Source organism: Actinomadura parmotrematis (assembly GCF_019458805.1).
Lineage (GTDB): Bacteria > Actinomycetota > Actinomycetes > Streptosporangiales > Streptosporangiaceae > Spirillospora > Spirillospora parmotrematis.
In genome coordinates, this window is record NZ_JAIBOA010000027.1 from 18,059 (window position 1) to 38,092 (window position 20,034).

General features: G+C 77.2%; 19 protein-coding genes. 6 read left to right on the top strand and 13 right to left on the bottom strand.

The features are described from left to right. The first annotated feature begins 3 nt into the window (after positions 1-3). Positions 4-669, top strand: a complete 666-nt coding sequence (locus tag K1Y72_RS30920; RefSeq protein ID WP_220170059.1) for a response regulator — start codon at positions 4-6, stop codon at positions 667-669. Here the strand turns inward: K1Y72_RS30920 and K1Y72_RS37430 are convergent. From K1Y72_RS37430 to lysW, 6 genes are read right to left on the bottom strand one after another with little or no spacing between them, the layout of a single operon-like run. Next, positions 656-1,585: a transketolase family protein gene (locus tag K1Y72_RS37430; protein WP_220170060.1), complete on the bottom strand. Its 930-nt coding sequence runs from the start codon at positions 1,583-1,585 to the stop codon at positions 656-658. The two genes, K1Y72_RS30920 and K1Y72_RS37430, sit on opposite strands and share 14 nt — an antisense overlap. Beyond that, a complete protein-coding gene (locus K1Y72_RS30930; RefSeq protein ID WP_308287302.1) occupies positions 1,582-2,430 on the bottom strand; it encodes a transketolase in 849 nt (282 codons plus the stop codon). The genes K1Y72_RS37430 and K1Y72_RS30930 overlap by 4 nt, the downstream gene beginning before the upstream one ends. Then, on the bottom strand, positions 2,427-3,260 hold the full coding sequence (locus tag K1Y72_RS30935; protein ID WP_220170061.1) for a [LysW]-aminoadipate kinase: 834 nt from the start codon (positions 3,258-3,260) through the stop codon (positions 2,427-2,429). The genes K1Y72_RS30930 and K1Y72_RS30935 overlap by 4 nt, the downstream gene beginning before the upstream one ends. Then, the gene (argC, locus tag K1Y72_RS30940) at positions 3,260-4,291 is read right to left on the bottom strand and encodes an N-acetyl-gamma-glutamyl-phosphate reductase (protein ID WP_258574197.1); all 1,032 of its coding nucleotides are present in this window, start codon (positions 4,289-4,291) and stop codon (positions 3,260-3,262) included. The genes K1Y72_RS30935 and argC overlap by 1 nt, the downstream gene beginning before the upstream one ends. Continuing rightward, on the bottom strand, positions 4,284-5,144 hold the full coding sequence (locus tag K1Y72_RS30945; RefSeq protein WP_220170062.1) for a RimK family alpha-L-glutamate ligase: 861 nt from the start codon (positions 5,142-5,144) through the stop codon (positions 4,284-4,286). The genes argC and K1Y72_RS30945 overlap by 8 nt, the downstream gene beginning before the upstream one ends. Then, on the bottom strand, positions 5,141-5,305 hold the full coding sequence (gene lysW / locus K1Y72_RS30950) for a lysine biosynthesis protein LysW (RefSeq protein ID WP_220170063.1): 165 nt from the start codon (positions 5,303-5,305) through the stop codon (positions 5,141-5,143). The genes K1Y72_RS30945 and lysW overlap by 4 nt, the downstream gene beginning before the upstream one ends. Positions 5,306-5,501: 196 nt before the next feature. Here lysW and K1Y72_RS30955 point away from each other — a divergent pair, with 196 nt between their 5' ends. Beyond that, on the top strand, positions 5,502-6,929 hold the full coding sequence (locus tag K1Y72_RS30955; protein ID WP_220170064.1) for a M20/M25/M40 family metallo-hydrolase: 1,428 nt from the start codon (positions 5,502-5,504) through the stop codon (positions 6,927-6,929). Here K1Y72_RS30955 and K1Y72_RS30960 read toward each other — a convergent pair. The 4 genes from K1Y72_RS30960 to K1Y72_RS30975 are packed head-to-tail and all read right to left on the bottom strand — an operon-like array spanning position 6,913 to position 10,655. Beyond that, on the bottom strand, positions 6,913-8,082 hold the full coding sequence (locus tag K1Y72_RS30960; RefSeq protein ID WP_220170065.1) for an MFS transporter: 1,170 nt from the start codon (positions 8,080-8,082) through the stop codon (positions 6,913-6,915). The genes K1Y72_RS30955 and K1Y72_RS30960 overlap by 17 nt on opposite strands. Then, the gene (locus K1Y72_RS30965) at positions 8,082-8,852 is read right to left on the bottom strand and encodes an SDR family NAD(P)-dependent oxidoreductase (RefSeq protein ID WP_220170066.1); all 771 of its coding nucleotides are present in this window, start codon (positions 8,850-8,852) and stop codon (positions 8,082-8,084) included. The genes K1Y72_RS30960 and K1Y72_RS30965 overlap by 1 nt, the downstream gene beginning before the upstream one ends. A 26-nt stretch (positions 8,853-8,878) precedes the next feature. Further along, positions 8,879-9,787: a sulfotransferase gene (locus K1Y72_RS30970; RefSeq protein WP_220170067.1), complete on the bottom strand. Its 909-nt coding sequence runs from the start codon at positions 9,785-9,787 to the stop codon at positions 8,879-8,881. Beyond that, a complete protein-coding gene (locus tag K1Y72_RS30975) occupies positions 9,780-10,655 on the bottom strand; it encodes a family 3 encapsulin nanocompartment shell protein (RefSeq protein ID WP_220170068.1) in 876 nt (291 codons plus the stop codon). Before K1Y72_RS30975 ends, K1Y72_RS30970 begins: the two co-directional genes overlap by 8 nt. A gap of 205 nt (positions 10,656-10,860) precedes the next feature. Between K1Y72_RS30975 and K1Y72_RS30980 the strand changes: the two genes are divergently transcribed. Further along, a complete protein-coding gene (locus tag K1Y72_RS30980; RefSeq protein WP_220170069.1) occupies positions 10,861-12,483 on the top strand; it encodes an AMP-binding protein in 1,623 nt (540 codons plus the stop codon). A 9-nt stretch (positions 12,484-12,492) separates the two neighbouring features. Beyond that, the gene (locus K1Y72_RS37435; protein ID WP_220170070.1) at positions 12,493-13,638 is read left to right on the top strand and encodes an acyl-CoA dehydrogenase family protein; all 1,146 of its coding nucleotides are present in this window, start codon (positions 12,493-12,495) and stop codon (positions 13,636-13,638) included. A 10-nt stretch (positions 13,639-13,648) separates the two neighbouring features. Here K1Y72_RS37435 and K1Y72_RS30990 read toward each other — a convergent pair whose 3' ends face one another. After that, positions 13,649-14,248: a cysteine hydrolase family protein gene (locus tag K1Y72_RS30990; protein ID WP_220170071.1), complete on the bottom strand. Its 600-nt coding sequence runs from the start codon at positions 14,246-14,248 to the stop codon at positions 13,649-13,651. Between the two features lie 46 nt (positions 14,249-14,294). Next, entirely contained in the window at positions 14,295-15,272 is a 978-nt protein-coding gene (locus K1Y72_RS30995; RefSeq protein WP_220170072.1) for a GlxA family transcriptional regulator, read from the bottom strand. Positions 15,273-15,411: 139 nt separating this feature from the next. On the opposite strand from K1Y72_RS30995, the gene K1Y72_RS31000 reads away from it, so the two are divergent. Together K1Y72_RS31000 and katG are read left to right on the top strand one after the other, a co-directional pair. Further along, positions 15,412-15,834: a Fur family transcriptional regulator gene (locus K1Y72_RS31000; protein ID WP_220170073.1), complete on the top strand. Its 423-nt coding sequence runs from the start codon at positions 15,412-15,414 to the stop codon at positions 15,832-15,834. A gap of 30 nt (positions 15,835-15,864) precedes the next feature. Beyond that, positions 15,865-18,093, top strand: a complete 2,229-nt coding sequence (gene katG, locus K1Y72_RS31005; RefSeq protein WP_220170074.1) for a catalase/peroxidase HPI — start codon at positions 15,865-15,867, stop codon at positions 18,091-18,093. A 49-nt stretch (positions 18,094-18,142) separates the two neighbouring features. Here the strand turns inward: katG and K1Y72_RS31010 are convergent, their stop codons facing one another. After that, positions 18,143-20,020: a hypothetical protein gene (locus K1Y72_RS31010; protein WP_308287304.1), complete on the bottom strand. Its 1,878-nt coding sequence runs from the start codon at positions 20,018-20,020 to the stop codon at positions 18,143-18,145. Positions 20,021-20,034 lie beyond the last annotated feature (14 nt).

Sequence of the window (20,034 nt, forward strand, 5' to 3'; positions counted from 1 at the left end):
GGAATGGCGCCGCTGAGGGTCCTGGTGTGCGACGCGCTCCCGCTCGTGCGGGACGGGCTGCACACCATCCTGGACGCCCAGCAGGACGTGGAGGTGGTGGACGCCACCGAGAGCGGCATCCACGCGATCATGCTGGCCCGGACGCGGCGGCCCGACGTCGTCGTCACCGGCCTCCAGCTCGTCGGGGTGCCCGGCCTGGAGCTGATCCGGCGGCTGCGCGCCGAGGGCCTGGACCCCGAGCCCCGGGTGGTGGTGCTCGCCATGAGCCACAGCGACGAGACGGTCACCGAGGTGCTGCGCGCCGGCGCGCACGGCCTGCTCACCGAGGACGCCACCCGGGAGGAGGTCGTCGCGACGATCCGGGCGGCGGGGCGCGGCCAGACGATGCTGTCGCCCGCCGTCGCGGCGCGGCTCGTCGACTGGTTCCGGCGGCGCGAGGTCTACCCGCACGAGCTGCTCCGCCCGGCCGTCGCCGCGCTGACGCCGCGCGAGCGGCAGGTGCTGCTGCTCGTCGCGCAGGGCCGCTCGACCGAGGAGGTCGCGGGCGAGCTGTACATCGGCGTCAGCACCGTCCGCACCCACCTGCACCGGCTGCGCGCCAAGCTCGACCTGAAGGACCGCGCGCAGCTCGTCTCGTTCGCCTACCGGTCCGGGCTCATGTCGCACTGACGGCCCGCCGGGCGCGGGCCGCGACCGCCTGCGCGGTGATCCCGGCGCGGGCGACCAGGTGGGCCTGGTCGCCCGCGCCGGGGACGAAGGCGTCCGGCACCGCGACGCGCAGCACGCGGGGGCCGCCGGGCCGCTCGGCGGCGGCCTCGGCGACGGCCGAGCCGAGGCCGCCGGCGGCCCAGTGCTCCTCGACGGTGACGACCGGGCCGGGGCCGGCGAGGACCGCCGCGAGGTCCAGCGGCCGCACGGTGTGGACGTTCAGCACGCGCGCCCCGACGCCGTCCGCCGCGAGCAGCCCGGCGGCGTCCAGCGCCGCGAGCACCGGGTAGGGGCCGGCCGCGGCGATCGTGACGTCGGCGCCGTCGCGCAGCAGCTGCGCGCGGCCGAGCCGCGGCGGCTCGGGGGCGGGCGGCGGCTCGGGCGCGGCCTTGCGGCCGAGCCGCATGTAGACCGGGCCGGGGACGGCCGCGCTCTGGCGGATCAGCTCCTCGGCGGCGCCCGCGGTGTGCGGGACGAGGACGGTCATGCCGGGCAGCAGCCGCATGATCGCCAGGTCCTCCAGGGAGTGGTGCGTCGGGCCGAGGTGCCCGGCGGCGAGGCCGTCGTGCGTCGCCATGATCCGCACCGGCAGGCCGCAGAGCGCGATGTCGAGCTTGACGGCCTCCAGCGCGCGGGTCGCCGCGAACGCCGCCATCGTGTTGACGTAGGGGACGAACCCGGACTGGGCGAGGCCGGCGGCGACGCCCATGAGGTTCTGCTCGGCGATGCCGAGGTTGACGTAGCGGTCGGCGGCGGCGCCGAAGTCCACGCCCGCGAACAGGCCGGTGTCGCTGTCCAGGCAGACCGCGCGCGGGTCGGCGGCCAGCAGCTCGGGGACGAGGTCGCGGTAGGCGTCGCGGCAGGCCCGCGCGCTCACCGGTCCGTCCCCCCGTCCGCGCGGCGGGCGGCGCGGAGCGCGGCGTGGGCGCGGCGCCGCTGGCGGTCGCCGAGGCGGGCGTAGTGGCTGCGGACCTGGCCCTCCACGAACGGCAGGCCCCGGCCCTTGACGGTGCGGGCGATGACGGCGACCGGGCGGTCCGGCGGGCCGGGCTTGCCGAGGACGTCGACCAGGGCGCGGACGTCGTGGCCGTCGACCTCGACCACCGTCCAGCCGAACGCGCGCCAGCGGTCGGCGAGGGGCTCCAGCCCGACGACGTCCTCGGTGCCGCCGGTGATCTGGAGGCCGTTGCGGTCGACGACGGCGGTGAGGCCGTCCAGCCGCAGCGACGCGGCCGCCATCGCCGCCTCCCACACCGACCCCTCCTGCAGCTCGCCGTCCCCGAGGACCACGAAGGTGCGGGCGGCCGACCCCGACAGCCGCGCGGCGAGCGCGAACCCGACGCCGAGCGGCAGGCCGTGGCCGAGCGACCCGGTCGGGACCTCGACGCCCGGCGTCTCGGGCGCCGGATGCGCGGCGAAGCGGCCGCCGGGCTCGGCGTACCCGGCGAGGTCGGCGGCGGGGAAGAAGCCGCGCTCGGCGAGCACCGCGTACAGGCCGATGCCGGCGTGGCCCTTGCTGAGGACGAGGCGGTCCCGGCCCGGCGCGCGCGGCTCGGCGGGGTCGACGCGCAGCACCGCGAAGTACAGCGCCACGAGGATCTCCACCAGCGACATCGAGCCGCCCAGGTGGCCGCCCTCGGCGCCCGCGCACATCTCGACGATCCGCTCCCGGACGGACGCGCAGCGCCCGTCCAGGCCGGCCGCCGCGATCGGCTCGTTCACCCGTCTCCTCCTCCAAGCTCGATGCGGGTCGCCGCGCCCGCCAGGGCGCGGGTCAGCGGCCGGTCGCGGCGCCCGTCGGCGACCAGCACCTCGGGCACCCCGGCGGCGAGCGCCTCGCGGGCGGCGACGAGCTTCAGGCCCATGCCGCCCGCCCGGAACGGGGGCGGCCCGGACGCCGGGACGGCGCAGACGGGCAGCGCCGACGCCTCGTCCGCCGGGTCGGCGAGGACGCCGGGCGCGCCGGTCAGCAGCACCAGCGCCGCCGCGCCGACCGCGCCCGCGACGGCCGCCGCGACGCGGTCGGCGTCGGCGTTGACGGGGCGGCCGTCCTCGGCGAGGGCGGGCGGCCCGACCACCGGCAGGACGCCCGCGCCGAGCAGCGCGTGCAGCAGTCCGGCGTTCACGCCGGTGACGCGGCCGCTGTGCACGTCGCGGACGACGACGCGCCGTCCGTCCTCCCACGCGCGGTGCGCGGCCTTGCGGCGCGCGCGCAGCAGACCGCCGTCCACGCCGCTCAGCCCGACCGCGCGGACGCCGTGTGCGTGCAGGCACGCGACGAGGCGGGGGCGGACGAGCCCGCTCAAGGCGAGCTGCACGACTTCCAGCGTCGCGGCGTCGGTGTGCCGGGTGGTGATGCCGTCGGGGGCGGTGAGGCGCCGCGCGGGCACGCCGAGCCGCGCGCCGAGCCGGTCGATATCGGCGGAGCCGCCGTGCACGAGCACGACGGGCCGTCCGGCGCGGAAGGTGGCGGCGACGTCCGCGCAGACGGCGTCCGGGTCCACCGCCGCGTTGCCGCCGGCCTTCACCACGAGGGGGCGCTGCGCGGGCATCAGGCGGGGTGCAGGCCGGGGAAGGCCAGGCCGGTCCGCTCGGGCCAGCCCCGGCGGACGTTGAGGGACTGCACGGCGCCGCCCGCGCCGCCCTTGACGAGGTTGTCGAGCGCCGCGACGAGCGTCGCGCCGCCGCGGCCGTCCACCGCGAACCCGACGTCGCAGAGGTTCGACCCGGCGAGGATCTTGGGGTCGGGCAGCCGGTGCGGGCCGCGCCGCCGCGCGACCAGCCGCACGAACGGCTCGCCCGCGTACCGCTCCCGGTAGGCGCGCCACAGGTCGCGCTCCCCGGCGCCGCCCGCGAGCTTCGCGTGGCAGACGACCTGCACGCCGCGGACGGCCTCGACGCCGGTCGCGGTCATCCGCACGTCCAGCCCGGTGGCCTGGGCGATCTCGGCCTCGTGGCGGTGCCCGGCGGGCGCGAACACCCGCAGCGCGCCGCTCCGCTCGGCGTGGGTGTTGGCGGGGCCGGCGGTCGCGCCCGAGCCGCTGGAGCCGGTGCGGGCGTCCACCACCACGTCCGGTCCGATCAGTCCGGCAGCGGCGGCGGGGGCGAGCGCGAGGATCGCGGCGGTCGCCATGCAGCCGGGGACGCTGACGCGGTCGGCGTCCGCCAGCTCCTTGCGGTGCAGCTCGGGCAGCCCGCAGGCGAAGCCGCCCAGCAGGCCGGGCGCGGCGTGCGGCTCGCCGTAGTAGCGGGCGAAGACGGCGGGGTCGCGGAGCCGGAAGTCGGCCGACAGGTCCACCACCTGTTCGGCGAGGCCGAGGAACTCCGGCATCCGCGCCATCGTCTCGGTGTGCGGCGCCGCCGTGAACAGCACGTCCACCGGTTCGAGCGCGTCGGGAGCGACGAGCGTCAGGTCGGTGAAGCCGCGCAGGTTGGGGTGTGCGGCGTCGACGGGGCGTCCCGCCAGCCGCGCGGACGTCGCGACCGCCACTTCGACGTGCGGATGCCCGAGCAGCAGCCGCAGCAGCTCGCCGCCGATATAGCCCGAGGCCCCGACGACCCCGGCGCGCACGCGGTCAGGCATCGCGCACCGTCCGCGCGATCAGGTGGTCGGCGATGCGGGCGGCGACGTCGATGCCGGTGGCGTCCTGGAAGCCGGTGAACTCCACGCCGTGGTTGACCTCCAGGACGCGGGTCCGGCCGGCGGCGTCCTCGATGAGGTCCACGCCCGCGATCTCGGCGCCGGTCGCGTCGGCGGCGCGCGCCGCGAGCTTGGCGTGGTCGGGGCGGAGCGCGAGCGCCCGCGCGGACGCGCCGCGCGCCACGTTCGCCCGCCACTGCTCGCTGCGGTGCCAGGTCGCGCCGAGGGCCTCGCCGCCGACGACCACCACGCGGACGCTGCGCCCGCCCGCGACGAGCTCCTGCGCGAGGACGATGTGCGCGCGGGGCGAGGGCAGCGCCGCGACGTGCTCCAGGACGGCGGCGGCCATGGCGCGGTCGGCGACCCGGGTGACGAGCCGCCCCCACGAGCCGACCAGCGGCTTCACGACGGCGGGGTAGCCGAGCTCGTCGAGCGCGGCGAGCGCCGCCTCCGGCGTCAGCGCGAGGTGGGTGCGCGGGACGGGCAGGCCCGCCTGCCCGAGGGCGAGCGCGGTCCGCCACTTGTCGCCGCACACCTCGGTGGCGGCGGCCGAGTTCACCACGACGGCGCCCCGCGCCTCCAGCAGCGACCCCGCGTAGGCGGCGCGCGCCTGCCCGATCTCGCGGTTCAGCACGAGGGAGCGATCGGACGCGGCCGGCGCGCCCGCCAGCGTCCGCGTGTCCACGTGCACGCAGTCCGCTCCGCGCGCGCGCAGCGCGGCGATGATGCGCTTCTCCTCGGCCCGCACGCGGGAGGCGAGCACGACGACCGGGCCGCCCGGCACGGGACCGCTCACTCGCCCCAGTCCTCCTCGACCTCCGGCGCGGGGGCGAGCGCGACCGGGTCCACGCCGACGACCTCCAGCTCGCCGGCGCACTCGGGGCACGCGACGATCTCGTTGAGGTGGGGCGGCTCGGCGAGGACCACCGCGCCCTCGCACTCCGGGCAGCTGATCATGGGCATCCCTTCGGGGCGGGCGTCCGGTCAGGACGCGCTGCGATCGTAGGAAGGGCGGCGCCGCCGCGACCGTCGTCCAGGCGTCGAAACGGGGTGGACGCCGGGGGGCCGCCGGTGTCGACGCGCGGCTGACGGGGCCCGGCGGCGGCGGGTGTGAGCATGACCGGAGCCCCCGTCCGCCAGAGCAGGGAGTCCCATGCCCGCGCCCGCCTACCGTCCCCTGACCGTGGTGCAGCTCCCGCCCGCGCCGTCGCCCGGCCCGCTAGCGGACCTCGCCGCGCTCGCCGGGCGCGGCCGGGTCCTCGCCGCCGGCCCGGCGGGCGCGCTGCGCGCGGCCGGCCTCGCGGCGGCGGGCCGGGACGCACGCGCCCTCGGCGTCCTGCTCGACCACGCGGGCACCGCGGCGGTGGAGGCGGACGGCACCGGCGACGTCCTCGCCCTGGCCCGCGACCTGGACGCCGACCACGTGCGGCTCGCACCGGGCGCGGGAAGCGTCGTGCTGGACGGCCTCGCCGCCGACGTCGTGATCTGCGCCGAGGGCACGCTGTCCCCGGCGGCCGGGACGCGGCTGTGGCGGACCTCGGCGCCCGCCGCCGACCTCGAACCGCTCTCGCGGGCCGTGCAGATCTCCTCGGTGTCGGGCGACGAGCGCGACCTCGCCGAGTACCTCGCCGGCTGGTGCGCCGAGATCGGCCTCGACGCGCAGGTGGACGCGGCGGGCAACCTGGTCGCCACGCGCGGGGACGGCCCCCGGCGGCTGCTGCTGCTCGGGCACCTCGACACCGTCCCGCACCGCTGGCCCGCCCGCTGGCACGGCGACGTCCTCACCGGGCGCGGCAGCGTGGACGCCAAGGCGAGCCTCGTCGCCTACCTCCAGACGCTCGCCGGGCTGGACGTCCCGGCGGGCGCGCGGGTCCGGGTCGTCGGCGCGGTGCAGGAGGAGGTCACCTCCAGCGGCGCGTTCCACGTCCGCGACCACTACCCCGCCGACGCCGTCGTGATCGGCGAGCCGAGCGGCGCGCACGCCCTCACCGTCGGCTACCACGGCCTCTGCAAGATCCTGCTGTCGGTCCGCGAGCCGACCGCGCACACCGCCGGGCGCGGCGTGCGGACCGCCGCCGACCGGATGGTGGACGCGGCGGCGTCCGTCCGCGAAGCCGTCGCCGCGCTCGACCCGGACGCGCTCGTCGCGGTCCTCGGCGTGGACGCCCGCAACCGCGGCGACGTGCAGGCCGGGGAGGCCGTCATCGACGTGCGGGTGCCGCCGGGCGTCGCGACGGCCGACCTGCGCGCCGCCGTCCGCGCGGTCGTGCCGGCCCCGGTGACCGTCGGTTTCCAGCGCTGCACGCCGGGCGTGGTGACGCCGCGCTCGTCGAGTCTCGCGCGCGCGTTCACGCGGGCGCTGCGGGCCGCCGGGAGCACGCCCCGGTACCTGGCGAAGAAGGGCAGCAGCGACATGAACACCCTCGCCACGACGTGGGAGGGCGTCCCGATGGTCGCCTACGGCCCCGGGGACGCCCGCCTGGACCACACCCCGCACGAGCGGCTCGACGCCGCCGAGTACCGGCACGCGCGGACGGTGCTGGCGGCGGCCGTCCGCGACTGGCTCAGCTCCCCCGCCTGACGCCGCGCGCCGCGACCGGCACGACCGGCAGCGACCCGAGGACCAGCAGCGCCGCGAGCGCGAACGTCGCGGGGTAGCTGAGCTCGGCGACGGCGCCGCCGACGAGCCCGGCGACGCCGACCGACAGGTCCAGGAAGGAGCTGACGGCGCCGAGCGCGGCGCCCCGCTCGGCCTCGGGGGCGCGGTCGATCGTGATGAGCGCGAGCGAGGGGTAGAGCAGGGTGAACCCGCCGCCCGCGACGAGCGCGCCGAGCGCCGCCGCCCACCAGGACGGGGCGAGCCCGACGAGCAGCAGCCCGGCCGCCTCGCACCCGCTCGACACCATGATCACCTTGACCGGGCCGACCCGGTCGGGCAGCCGCCCGGCGAGCAGCCGCACCCCCACGTAGGCGGCGCTGAACACGCTGAGCAGCACCGGCCCGTTCGGCAGGCCCCGGTCGGCGAGCGCGAGCGCCCCGAACCCGACGATCACCGCGTAGCCGAAGGCGCCCGCGGCGAGCGACAGGCCGGGCAGGATCGCGGCGGGCGGCAGCAGCCGCCGCGACACCGCCGCGCCCGCGTCGGCGTCGCGCGGCAGCCGCGACAGCACGAGCAGCGCGACGGCGGGCAGCGCGACGGCGGCCGTCCACACGGCGGCGTAGGAGCCGGTCCGGTAGAGCAGCTCGCCGAGGGCGGGGCCGGCCGACAGCCCGCTCCACATCGCCAGCCCGTACCAGCCGACGATCTGGCCGCGCCGGTGCTCGGGCGCCAGGTGCACCGTCCACACCGACCCGGCGGTGAACAGCAGCGCCTCGCCGACGCCCATCACCAGCCGCGCGGCGAACAGGCCCGGCAGGCCGAGCGGCAGCGTGTACAGGACGCCGACCGCGACGGCGATGCCCGCGCCCGCCGCCATCACCCGGCGGCACCCGAACCGCTGCGCCGCCTGCCCCCCGTAGGGGCGGACGAGCAGCGCGACGATCGCGGTGCAGGTGAACAGGGCGCCGACGGCGAGCGGCGACCCGCCGTGCTCGTCCACCACGAGCCGGGGCAGCACGGGGATCACGGCGCCGAACGCGGTGAAGGTGGTGAACAGGGCGGCGAGCAGCCCGGCGAACACCTTCCACCAGGCCGTTCCCGCCGCCGGCGGGGCGTCCCGGGCGACCTGCTCCATCAGGCGAGCCCGCGGCTGTTGCCGCCGTCCACCAGCAGGACCGTCCCGGTGACGAACGACGCCTGCTCGCTCGCGAGGAACGCCACGATCGCGCCGAAGTCCTCGGCCCGCCCGACCCTGCCGAGCGGCAGGGTCTCGGCGACCTCCGCGACGGCCCGCTCCACGTCCGCGCCGAACTGCTCGTCGAGGGCCTTGGTGCGGTGGAAGCCGGGCGCGAGGACGTTCACGGTGACGCCCCGCGCGCCGAGCGTGCCGACGAGGCCCTTGGCGAACCCGAGGACGCCGAGCCGCGCCACCGCCGACAGGCCGGTGTCGGCGAGCGGCTGCCGCACCGCCTCCGAGGTGATCATGAGGATGCGGCCCCAGCCCGCCGCGGTGAGGTGCGGCAGCGCCGCGAGCGCCACCGCGACGTGCGGGACGGTGTTGCCGGTGAGCGCCTCCCGGTAGGCGGCGGTGCCGAACGCGTCGACGGGCCCGTGCGGGACGCCGCCGGAGTTGGTCACCACGATGTGCAGCGCGCCCATCTCGGCGGCGACGTCCCGCACCCACGCGCCCGCCGCGTCGTCGTCGGTGAGGTCGACGGACGCGCTGAGCACCTTGCCGGGGCCGCAGGCGTCGATCTCGGCGTGCGCGCGGGCGAGCCGGTCGGGGTCGCGGGCGCAGACCGCCACGTGGGCGCCCTCCGCCGCCAGCGTCCTGGCCACGGCGAGGCCGAGGCCGCTGCTCGCCGCCGCCACCAGGGCGACCCGTCCGGTGAGTCCGAGGTCCATCGCGTCTCCTTCTCCGTCGCCCGCCGTCAGGGCCGCAGGGGGTAGCGGTAGCGGTGCAGCAGCGGCCCGGCGAGCAGGGTCGCGACCGCCGCGTCGCGCGGCGCGAGCCCGGCCCGCCAGGCGCCGTCCGGGCGGACCGCGACGGGGCCGCGCCGCAGCCGGTCGGGGTTGCCGGTGACGGTGTGGTTGCCGCCGAGGACGGCGGTCCCGTCCGCCGCCACGGGCGGATCGCCCGGCAGCCCGGCGAACGCCATCACCCGCGCGACCGTCCCGGCGGGGTCGGCCGCCAGGTCCTCGTGCCGGATCCGCAGGTAGCGGCCCGCGGCGGCGCGCCCGACGAGCTCGGACGCGACGTTGGCGCCCGTCCAGTGCCGGGTGCTGTCCAGGGGCGTGCGCGGGTCGATGTAGCCCTTGCCCTTGCGGTAGGAGTGGGCGATGGCGCGGGGGTCGCGGACGAGGTGGACGATGCGCAGGTCGAGGCCGGGGCGGCCGAGGAGCGCGGCGGGCTCGGCCGGGTACTTCGAGCCGTCCACGATCGTGCCGGCGCCGCTGTGGCGGGCGACGTCGGCGTAGAGGCCGGCCATGCGGTCCAGCGCCTCGCGGACGCCCGGCGCGGGGGTCCGCCCGCGCGCCTCGGCCAGGCGGCGGGGGGTGTGGCGGGTGCGGAGCAGCGTCCGCTGCCAGCCCTCCATGCGTCGGGCGTCGGCGGGGTCGCGGCCGGCGAGGACGGCCGACCACAGGGGGCAGGCCGCCAGGTCCTCGCCGCACCCGCAGAGCGTGTTGGTGCCGGTCCGCAGGACGCCGTTGCGCCACAGGTAGTGCAGCTCGCCCGCGTGGAACACCCCGGGCAGCTCGTTCAGGACGTTGCCGAGCAGGGTGCTGCCCGTCCGCAGCCAGCCCGTGATGTAGAGAACACGGACGGGCGCGTCAGTCATCGCCCAGCAGGAGGAAGTGCTGCGGCAGGTGCAGGGCGAGGCCGCTGCGGGTGCGGGCCTCCACGGTGTCGGCGCCGTCGGGCCCGGCGCCCCGGTGCAGGACGAGCGACCCGACGCCCGGGTCGAGGAGCGTGACGGCGGCTTTGAAGTCGCCGAGCAGCACCTGCGTTTCGGGGATCATCCGGGTGCGCGACACCGTGATCCCGGCGGCGTTGAGCAGGCCGAGCAGCCCGGCGCGCACGAGCCGCCAGTAGACGGCCGGGTGGACGACGGCGCCGTCGCAGGAGCCGCCGGTCGTCTCGACCTCGGCGGCCGCCGCCGTCAGCACGTCCCCGAGGTCCCCGGCGAGCGGGCCGCGGCGCGCCTGCGGGAGCGTCAGCAGGCCCTCGATGGCGCCGTCGGGCGTGCCGTGCAGGAGCGCGTCGTTCTCCACCGCCGACAGCCGCACGAGCACCCGGTAGTCGATGAACGCGGCCAGCAGCGACGGCTCGTCCGCCAGGCCCTTCGGCAGCGGGACGGTGACGGTGAGGTCGGTCAGCGCGGCCGACCGGACGCTGGCGGTGAAACCCGCCTCCGGCACCGTCGCGTACGTCGTGCCCGCGCGCGCGGGGCCGGCCTGCGGCGCCTCGTGGACGTAGGGGACGGCGCGGTCAGGGACGGTCGCCGTCTTCAGCAGGTGCCGCACCGCGTAGCGGGGGCGGGTCGCGAACAGCGGGAACGACTGCGGGAGCGCGACCCGGAACGGCACCTCGACGTCGCGGCCCTGCGGGGCGCCCGTCACCGCCCAGGCGAACTCCTCGCCGGGGGTGCGGCGCCCGAGGGCGGGGTCCGCGAGCGCGACGCGCTGCGCTGCGTGGTCGATGGACATAAGCGTCCCTTCTGCCGGGTTCAGCTCGGAGCCGATCTCAGCTAAGGACACCCCGCGCCTCCGCACATCCACACCGGGGGGACGGGCCTCGACGCGGCGTTGAGGCCCGCGTCCATCGTGGCACTACGCGCGTCCCGGCGGATGTCCACATGTTGTCGACGCCGGGAGGTTTCCGCGCCGCCGGAACGCCTCGCAGGATGCGGGCATGCCGACCCATCCGACAGCAGGACCCGACGCCTGGCGCGCCGCCGGCCACTGGCGCGACGAGACCTTCCTCGACGACCTGCGGCGGGCCGCGGCCGCCGACCCGGACGGCACCGCGATCGTGAGCCGCCGCGTGGACGGCGCGCCGCGCGAGACGCTGACGTGGGCCGGGCTCGCCGGCGCCGTCGAGCGGCTCGCCGCCGGCCTCGCCGGGCTCGGCGTGCGGCGCGGCGACATCGTCGCGGCGCAGCTCCCGAACGGCTGGCGGTTCGTCGCGCTCAGCCTGGCGTGCGCGCGGATCGGCGCCGCGATCGGCCCCATCGTGCCGATCATGCGGCGCCGGGAGGTGGAGTTCGCGCTGCGGCTCACCGGCAGCCCCGTCTACGTCGCGGCGGCCGAGTGGCGCGGCTTCTCCTACGGCGACATGGCGGCCGAGATCGCCGCCGGCCTGCCGGGCCTGCGGCACCGGGTGCTGCTGGACGCCCCCGAGGGCGGCGCCCCCGGCGTCCTGGACTTCGACCGCGACCTGCTCGGCGGCGACTGGGCGCCGGCGCCCGCGGACGCGGCGGCCGGTCCCGACGACCCCTTCCAGGTGATCTTCACGTCGGGGACGACCGGGGAGCCGAAGGGCGTCGTGCACTCGCACAACACCCTGTACGCGATGAACCGCGCCCAGGCCGACGTCCTGCACCTCACCGGCGGCGAGGTGACGGCGATGGGCTCGCCGACCACCCACCAGGCGGGCTTCACCTGGAACTTCCTCATGCCGCTGCTGCTCGGCGCGACGTCCGTCCACGTCGACGCCTGGGACGCGGACGCGATGCTGGCGATCCTGGCGGAGGAGCGGGTGAGCTTCTTCATGGGCGCGCCGACGTTCCTCGCCGACCTCATCGAGGCGCAGCGCGCCGCGCCCCGCGACCTGTCGCGGCTCGCGGTGTTCGCGACGGGCAGCGCGCCGATCCCGCCCGTCGTCGTCGAGCAGGCCGGGGACGTTCTCGGCTGCCGCCTGTACGCGCTGTGGGGCATGACCGAGAACGGCTGCGTCACCATCACCCGGCCCGAGGACCCGCCGATGCGGGCCGCCGAGAGCGACGGGACGCCCGTCCCCGGCATGGAGGTCCGGATCGAGGGCGGCGGTGACGGCGCCGGCGGCGTCGGGGCGCTCCAGGTGCGCGGCGCGGGCCAGTGCCTCGGCTACTTCCGGCGGCCCGAGGTGTACGCGGCGTCGCTGACCCCCGACGGGTGGTTCGACACCGGCGACCTCGCCCGCGACGACGGGTACGGCGGCGTCCGCATCGCCGGGCGGGCCAAGGACCTCATCTCGCGCGGCGCCGAGAAGATCCCCGTCGTGGAGGTGGAGGCGGCGCTGCGGCGGCACGCCGCCGTCCGGGACGTCGCGGTCGTCGGCTACCCCGACGAGCGGCTCGGCGAGCGCGCCTGCGCGGTGCTCGTCTGCCGGGGCCGGCGGCCCGACCTCGCCGACGTGCGGGCGCACCTGGCGGCGCTCGGGATGGCCAAGCAGTACTGGCCCGAGCGGCTGGAGTTCGCCGACGCGCTGCCGACGACCCCGTCCGGCAAGATCCAGAAGTTCGTGCTCCGCGAGCGGCTGCGCGGCGAGGGCTGAGGAGATCCCGTGGACTTCGCTTTCTCCCCCGAGCAGGAGGCCCTCGCCAAGCGCGTCCGGGCGTTCGCCGCCGAGCGGATGGCGCCGCTCGCCGCCGAGGCCGACCGCGCGGGCCGGTTCCGCGACGGCCTGTTCGCCGAGCTCGCCGAGCAGGAGCTGTTCGCGCTCGGTATCCCCGCCGCCTACGGCGGGCGCGGCGCCGACTCGGTGAGCCTCGGCATCGCCCTGGAGGAGCTGGCCGCCGGGGACCTCACGCCCTGCTACGCCGTGCTGAACGCGGCGCTGATCGGCGCGATCCTGGACAACAACGCGACGCCCGAGCAGTGCCGCGCGTGGCTGCCGCCCGCCGCCGCCGGGGAGTCCGTCCTCGCGCTGTGCCTCACCGAACCCGACCACGGGACGGACGCGGCGAGCGTCGAGACGCGCGCCCAAGAGTCAGGCGCGGGCTGGGTGCTGCACGGCGTGAAGACCTCCACGATGCTCGGCATGTACGCCACCCACGGCGTCGTGTTCGCCCGCACGGGCGGCCCCGGCGCGCGCGGCGTCACCGCCTTCTTCACGCCGCTGGACGCTCCGGGAGTCACCCGCACGCCGCTCCGCGACCTCGGCAGCCGCGCGGGCGGCCGCGCCACCCTGACGTTCGACGGGGTGACGGTCGGCGCGGACGCCGTCATCGGCGGCCCCGGCCTCGGGTTCGTGCAGGTCATGCGGGGGTTCGACTACTCGCGGGCGCTGCTGGCCCTGATGGCGGTCGGCGCCGCGTCGGCGTCCCTCCGCGAGGCCCTCGACCACGCCCGCGCACGAGAGACGTTCGGGCGCCCCATCGGCGCCTACCAGGGCGTCGCGTTCCCGCTGGCCGAGCACGCCACCGCCCTGCACCTCGCCCGCCTCGTCGCCTACGAGGCGCTCTGGCGCAAGGACGCCGGCCTCGACCACCGCACCGAGGCCAACATGGCCAAGTGGTGGGCGCCGAAGGCCGCCGTCGACGCCGCCCACCAGGCCCTCCTCACCTTCGGGCACCTCGGCTGGTCCGAAGACCTGCCCATCGCCCGCCGCCTCCGCGACCTCATCGGCACCGAACTCGGCGACGGCACCGCCGGCGCCACCCGCCTCGTCCTCGCCCGCCGGCTCCTCGGCCGCGCCCACGCGCCGTAGGGCCGGGCGGCTATTCCGGGACGGCGTCGGCGTCGGGGACGACGAGGGCGAACAGGTCGCCGATGCCGGTGAGCGCGGCGCGTTGCAGGTCGGCGGCCGGGAGCGGCGCGCCGTCCGGCGCGGCCAGGGTGCGGGTGGCGGTCGCGGCGGCCACCACCGTCGACCGGTAGCCGCGGTTGAACGCGCCCTGCGCCGTGTAGTTGACGCACATGTGCGTCATGAACCCGGCGAGGACGAGGTCCTGGCGCCCGAGGCCCTCCAGCGCCTCGGCCAGGTCGGTGCGGTGGAAGGAGTTCGGGAAGTTCTTCACCACGACGCGCTCGCCCTCGAGGGGCGCGACGGCGGCGCAGATCCGGCCGCTCTCGGCGGTGAGGTCGTAGGGGCTGCCCGCGCCGCCGTCGTGCACGACGTGGATCACCGGGGCGCCGGCGGCGCGGGCGCGGTCCAGCAGCCGGGCCGTCTCGGCGAGCGCGGCGTCGACGCCCTCCAGCGCCATCGGGCCGGTCCGGTAGGTGTTCTGCGCGTCGATGACGATCAGGGCGGACGCGCCGAACCCGGCCGGGGCGGTCGGCAGGCCGGACACTTCGCGGAGCGTGGCGCTCGTGGGCATGGTGGAACTCCTTCGCACGTACGGGTTGAGGGGTCGGTTCGAGGGGTCAGGCGACGCGGAAGCGCCGCCGGTAGGTCGCGGGCGTGGTGGCGAGGCGGCGCCGGAAGGCGCGGTGGAGGGTCTCCACCGAGCCGAGCCCGCACCCGTCCGCGACCCGGTCGAGGGGGAGGTCGGTGCCCTCCAGCAGCCGGCGGGCGGCCTCCACGCGGGCCGCCTCGACGTAGGCGGCGGGCGTGCCGCCCGTCTCCTGCCGGAACACCCGGGCGAAGTGCCGCTCGCTCAGGTGCATGCGGCCGGCCAGCCGGGCGGCGGACAGGTCGCCGGCCAGGTTCTCGGCGATCCACGCCCGCAGCTCGTCGATGTCGCGGCGGGCCGCGGGGGGCTGCCGCAGCGGGACGCTGAACTGGCTCTGGCCGCCCGGCCGCTTGAGGTACACCACGAGCTGCCGGGCGACGGCGAGGGCGACCCGCTCGCCGTGGTCCTCGGCGACCAGCGCCAGTGCCAGGTCCATGCAGGCGCTGATCCCGGCGCCGGTCCAGATCCGGCCGGACCGCACGAAGATCGGGTCGGGGTCGACGCGGACCCGCGGGTGGTCGGCGGCCAGCCGGGCCGCGGTGGACCAGTGCGTGGTCGCGGCCCGCCCGTCCAGCAGGCCCGCCGCGGCCAGCAGGTGCGCGCCCACGCAGACCGAGGCGATCCGGGCCGCGTGCGGCGCGGTCTCCCGGATCCACGCCACCAGCGCGGGGTCGACGCGCGGCACCGGGCCGTCCGGCCCGGGGTCCACCGCGCCGGGGACGATCAGCGTCCCGACGCGGGCGCCGACCTCGGCGAGGGTCAGGTCCGCGACGACCCGGACGCCCGCCGCGGTGCGGACCGCGCCGCCGTCCGGGGCGGCCAGCACGACGTCGTAGGCCGCCGCGCCGAGCTCCCGGTTCGCCAGGGAGAACACCTCGGCGGGCCCGGTGACGTCGAGGAGGTCGACGCCCGGGAAGGCGATGACGACGACGCGGTGGGCGAGGGGCATGCACCCATTGTCACCACCGCCCGCCGGCGTCCGCAATGACGCCCTTCTGTCACATCCGGACGGCGCCGCGCGGCGCGCCGGCGCAAGTCGATCACGGCAGAGTGTTGACTGATTCAAGTTTAGGGTCCAGCCTGTGTGCGTGGTCACACCTCCGGACTTCGAGCGGCTGCTCCGCGGCACCGCGCTCCGCGTCACCCGGCCTCGGCTCGCGGTGCTCGGCGCGGTGCACGCGCATCCGCACGCCGACACCGACACGATCATCGGTGCCGTGCGGCGGGAGATCCCGAAGGTGTCGCACCAGGCCGTCTACGATTCGCTGCACGCGCTGACGGCGGCGGGGCTGCTGCGCCGCATCCAGCCGTCCGGCTCGGTGGCGCGCTACGAGACGCGGATCGGCGACAACCACCACCACCTGGTGTGCCGGTCGTGCGGGACCATCGCCGACGTCGACTGCGCCGTCGGCGAGGCGCCCTGCCTGACCGCGTCCGAGGACCACGGCTTCTCGATCGACGAGGCCGAGGTCGTGTACTGGGGCCTCTGCCCCGCCTGCTCCACTTCCTAAGGCTTTCGACCGCCCCGCTGGAGGAACGACATGCCAGAGAACAACGAGCCCGTCACCCCGACGTCCGCCGACGGCGAGGGCGGCTGCCCGGTCGCGCGCAAGCGCGCGCTGCACCCGACGCAGGGCGGCGGCAACCGCGGCTGGTGGCCGGACCGGCTCAACCTTCGGCTGCTGTCCAAGAACCCGCCCGTGACGAACCCGCTCGGCGCGGACTTCGACTACGCCGCGGCGTTCAACAGCCTCGACCTGCCGGCGGTGAAGCAGGACATCGCTCGTGTCCTCACCGACTCGCAGGACTGGTGGCCGGCCGACTTCGGCAACTACGGCCCGCTCATCATCCGGATGGCCTGGCACAGCGCCGGCACCTACCGCGTCAGCGACGGCCGGGGCGGCGCCGGCGCGGGCCAGCAGCGGTTCGCGCCGCTGAACAGCTGGCCCGACAACGCGAGCCTGGACAAGGCCCGCCGCGTCCTCTGGCCGGTGAAGAAGAAGTACGGCCGGAAGATCTCCTGGGCCGACCTGATGATCCTCGCCGGGAACGTGGCGCTGGAGACCATGGGCCTGAAGACGTTCGGGTTCGGCGGCGGCCGCGAGGACGCCTGGGAGGCCGACGAGGACGTGTTCTGGGGTCCGGAGTCCGCCTGGCTGGACGACGAGCGCTACAGCGGCGAGCGCGACCTGGAGAAGCCCCTCGCCGCCGTGCAGATGGGCCTCATCTACGTCAACCCCGAGGGCCCGAACGGCAACCCCGACCCGCTGGCCGCGGCCCGCGACATCCGGGAGACGTTCGGCCGGATGGCGATGAACGACGAGGAGACCGTCGCGCTGATCGCCGGCGGCCACACCTTCGGCAAGACGCACGGCGCGGCCCCGGCCGACGCCATCGGCGCCGAGCCCGAGGGCGCGCCGCTGGAGGACCAGGGCCTCGGCTGGAAGAGCACGCACGGCACCGGCAAGGGCCGCGACTCCCACACCAGCGGCCTGGAGGTCACCTGGACCAACACGCCCACCACGTGGGACAACAGCTTCTTCGAGATCCTGTTCGGCTACGAGTGGGAGCTCACCGAGAGCCCGTCCGGCGCCAAGCAGTGGCGGCCCAAGGACGGCGGGGGCGCCAACACCGTCCCCGACCCCGAGGACGGCACGCTCAACCGGGCGCCGGGCATGCTGACCACCGACCTGTCGCTGCGCTTCGACCCGATCTACGAGCCGATCTCGCGGCGGTTCCTGGAGAACCCCGACGAGTTCGCGGACGCCTTCGCCCGCGCCTGGTTCAAGCTGACGCACCGCGACATGGGCCCGGTCGTCCGCTACCTCGGCCCCGAGGTCCCGACCGAGGAGCTGGTCTGGCAGGACCCGGTCCCGGCCGTCGACCACGAGCTCGTCGGCCCCGAGGACGTCGCCGCGCTGAAGGGCCGGCTGCTGGACTCGGGCCTGTCGGTCGCGCAGCTCGTCACCACGGCGTGGGCGTCGGCCGCCTCGTTCCGCGGCACCGACAAGCGCGGCGGCGCCAACGGCGCCCGCATCCGGCTGGAGCCGCAGCGCAGCTGGGAGGTCAACGACCCGGCCGAGCTGTCGCGGGTGCTGGCCGAGCTGGAGGAGATCCAGGGCGCGTTCAACGCCGAGCAGACCGGCGGCAAGAAGATCTCGCTCGCCGACCTGATCGTGCTCGGCGGCGTCGCCGCCGTCGAGAAGGCCGCCAGGGACGCCGGGCACGACGTCACCGTGCCGTTCACGCCGGGCCGCACCGACGCGACGCAGGAGCAGACCGACGAGGAGTCCTTCGCGGTCATGGAGCCCTCGCACGACGGGTTCCGCAACTACCTGATGAAGGGCAACCTGCTGCCGGGCGAGTTCCTGCTCCTCGACCGGGCGAACCTGCTGAACCTGAGCGCGCCGGAGATGACGGTCCTGCTCGGCGGCCTGCGCGCCCTCGGCGCGACCCACCGGGGGACGACGCTCGGCGTTCTCACCGACCGCCCCGGGCAGCTGACGAACGACTTCTTCGTGAACCTGCTCGACATGGGCACCACGTGGAAGGCCGTGGACGACGACTCGGAGGCCTTCGAGGGCCGCGACGCCTCCGGCGAGGTGAAGTGGACCGGCAGCCGCGCCGACCTGGTGTTCGGCTCGAACTCCGAGCTGCGCGCCGTCGCCGAGGTCTACGCCAGCGACGATGCCGAGGACAAGTTCGTGGCGGACTTCGTCGCCGCCTGGGACAAGGTCATGAACGCGGACCGCTTCGAGCTCGCGAAGTAGTCGGCCGATGACGGCGCCCGGACCGTTCGCGGTCCGGGCGCCGTCGCGTTCAGCGGGGGCGGTAGGAGCAGAGCAGGCCGGTGTGGACGGTGGCGCGGAGCTCGGCGCCGAGCTGCGGGTCGGCGTCGTCGATGCGGCGCAGGGCGCGGCGGATGGCCTTGCCGACGGCGGTGCGGGCGCGCTCGGCGTCGTCGGCGAAGCGGCGGGTGCGGCCGCCGAGCCCGGCGGCGGCGGCGAGCTCGGCGACCAGCCAGTCGCGCTCGGCGCGGGCGGCGCCGGCGCGGTCGTGCCGGTCGGCGGCCTCCAGCCCGGCGATCTCCTCGTCCAGGACGGCGAGGCGCCGCCGGTAGGTGCGCTTGGCCTCGCCGTCCAGGACGGGCTGGGCGGACGGGGCGGCGGGGGCGTCCCCGGCGGCCGCGGGGCCGGCGGCGAGGACGACGGCCGGGACGTCCCGGCCGGGGTTGGCGACGAGCGCGGCGAGGTGCCGCATGCCGACGCTGTCGGCGACGACCGCGGCGCGGGCGCCCGCGGCGACGCGCCACCCCTTGCCGTGGCGCTCGACGGCGACGGGCGTCCCGGCGGCGCGGGCGGCGGGCGCCATGCCGAGGTCGGCGGCCTCGCGCGCCGCGCGGGCGAGCGCCGCGCCCGCCGCCGCGTCGGCCGGGCCGTCGCGGAGCGCGAGCGCCTCGCCGAGGCGGGCGCGGGACAGGGCGGCGGCGGGCCAGTGCCCGAGGGCGAGGTTGGCGTCGACGGCGCGGCGCAGGTGGTGGACGGCGCCGCCGGCGTCGCCGAGGGTCAGCGCGGCGACGCCGAGGAAGTGGCGGACCGAGCCGAGGCAGGCGGCGCCGAGGCAGAGGACGGCGGGCAGCTCCGCGTACGGGGCGAGCAGGTCGCGGGCCTCGGCGGCGCCGCACGCCGCGAACAGCCAGGTGCCGGAGCGCGGCGTCCGGGCGCGGAGGCGGGCGCGCAGCCGCGCGAGGGTGCCCTCGGCGGTGCGCCGGTCGCCCGCTGCGGCGGCGGCGACCGCGAGGCCCGCGTAGCAGGCGTGGTCGTGCGGGCTGAGCAGCGGTGACGCGGCCAGCTCGGTCAGCGGCGCCAGGCATTCGGCGACGCGGCCCTGGTACCAGCGGACGGTGCCGAGCTGCGCGGCGTACCAGCCCGCGGCGGCGGCGTCGCCGGCCTCCTCGCCGCGCCGGGCGCAGTCGGCGGCGAGGGCCTCGGCGTCGGCGAGGCGGCCGTGCCGGACGGCGAGCGCGGTCTCCAGCGCGCGGAGGACGAACCGGGCGGCGCGGTGGTCGCGGCGGTCGAGGAGGCCGCGCAGCTCGCCGAGGCTGCGCTCGGCGTGCGGGTCGCCGGCGAGGAACAGGTCGCAGGCGTGCCAGAGCAGGCCCGTCGGCAGGTCGCCGCGGCGCCCGGTGCGGGACGCCTCGCCGACGAGCTCGGTGGCGAGGTCGAGGCGGAGCGCGCCGTGGTCGGGGCCGAGCAGGCAGTGGTGGGCGAGGCCGAGGACGTCGGCGCGCGCGACCGGGTCGGCGGTCCGCCGGGCCTCGGCGAGCAGCGCGAGGACGGCGGCGGGGTCGCCGCTGCGGTGGCCGTCCTCGGCCGCGAGCCGGGCGCGGAGCCGGAGCGCGAGCGCGGAGCCCGGGTCGATCGCGGCGAGGGCGGTGCGCTGGCGGGTGCGGGCGGTCGCCGCGGCGGCCGTCGTGCGGTGCTCGTGCACCCACAGGCCGCCGAGGCCGAGCGCGGCCCGCGCCATCGCCTCGCCGTCGCCCCAGCGCTCGGCCTCGCGGTAGGCGGTCTCGAACAGGGCGCGGCTCGCCCGCAGGTCGCCGTCGGCGTGCAGCGCGCGCTCGCCCGCCGCGAGCGGCGCCTCGACGTCGCCGCGCCATGCGGCCGCGGCCGCCCCCGCATCCCGTGCGCTCTTCACAGACCCGTCCCGTG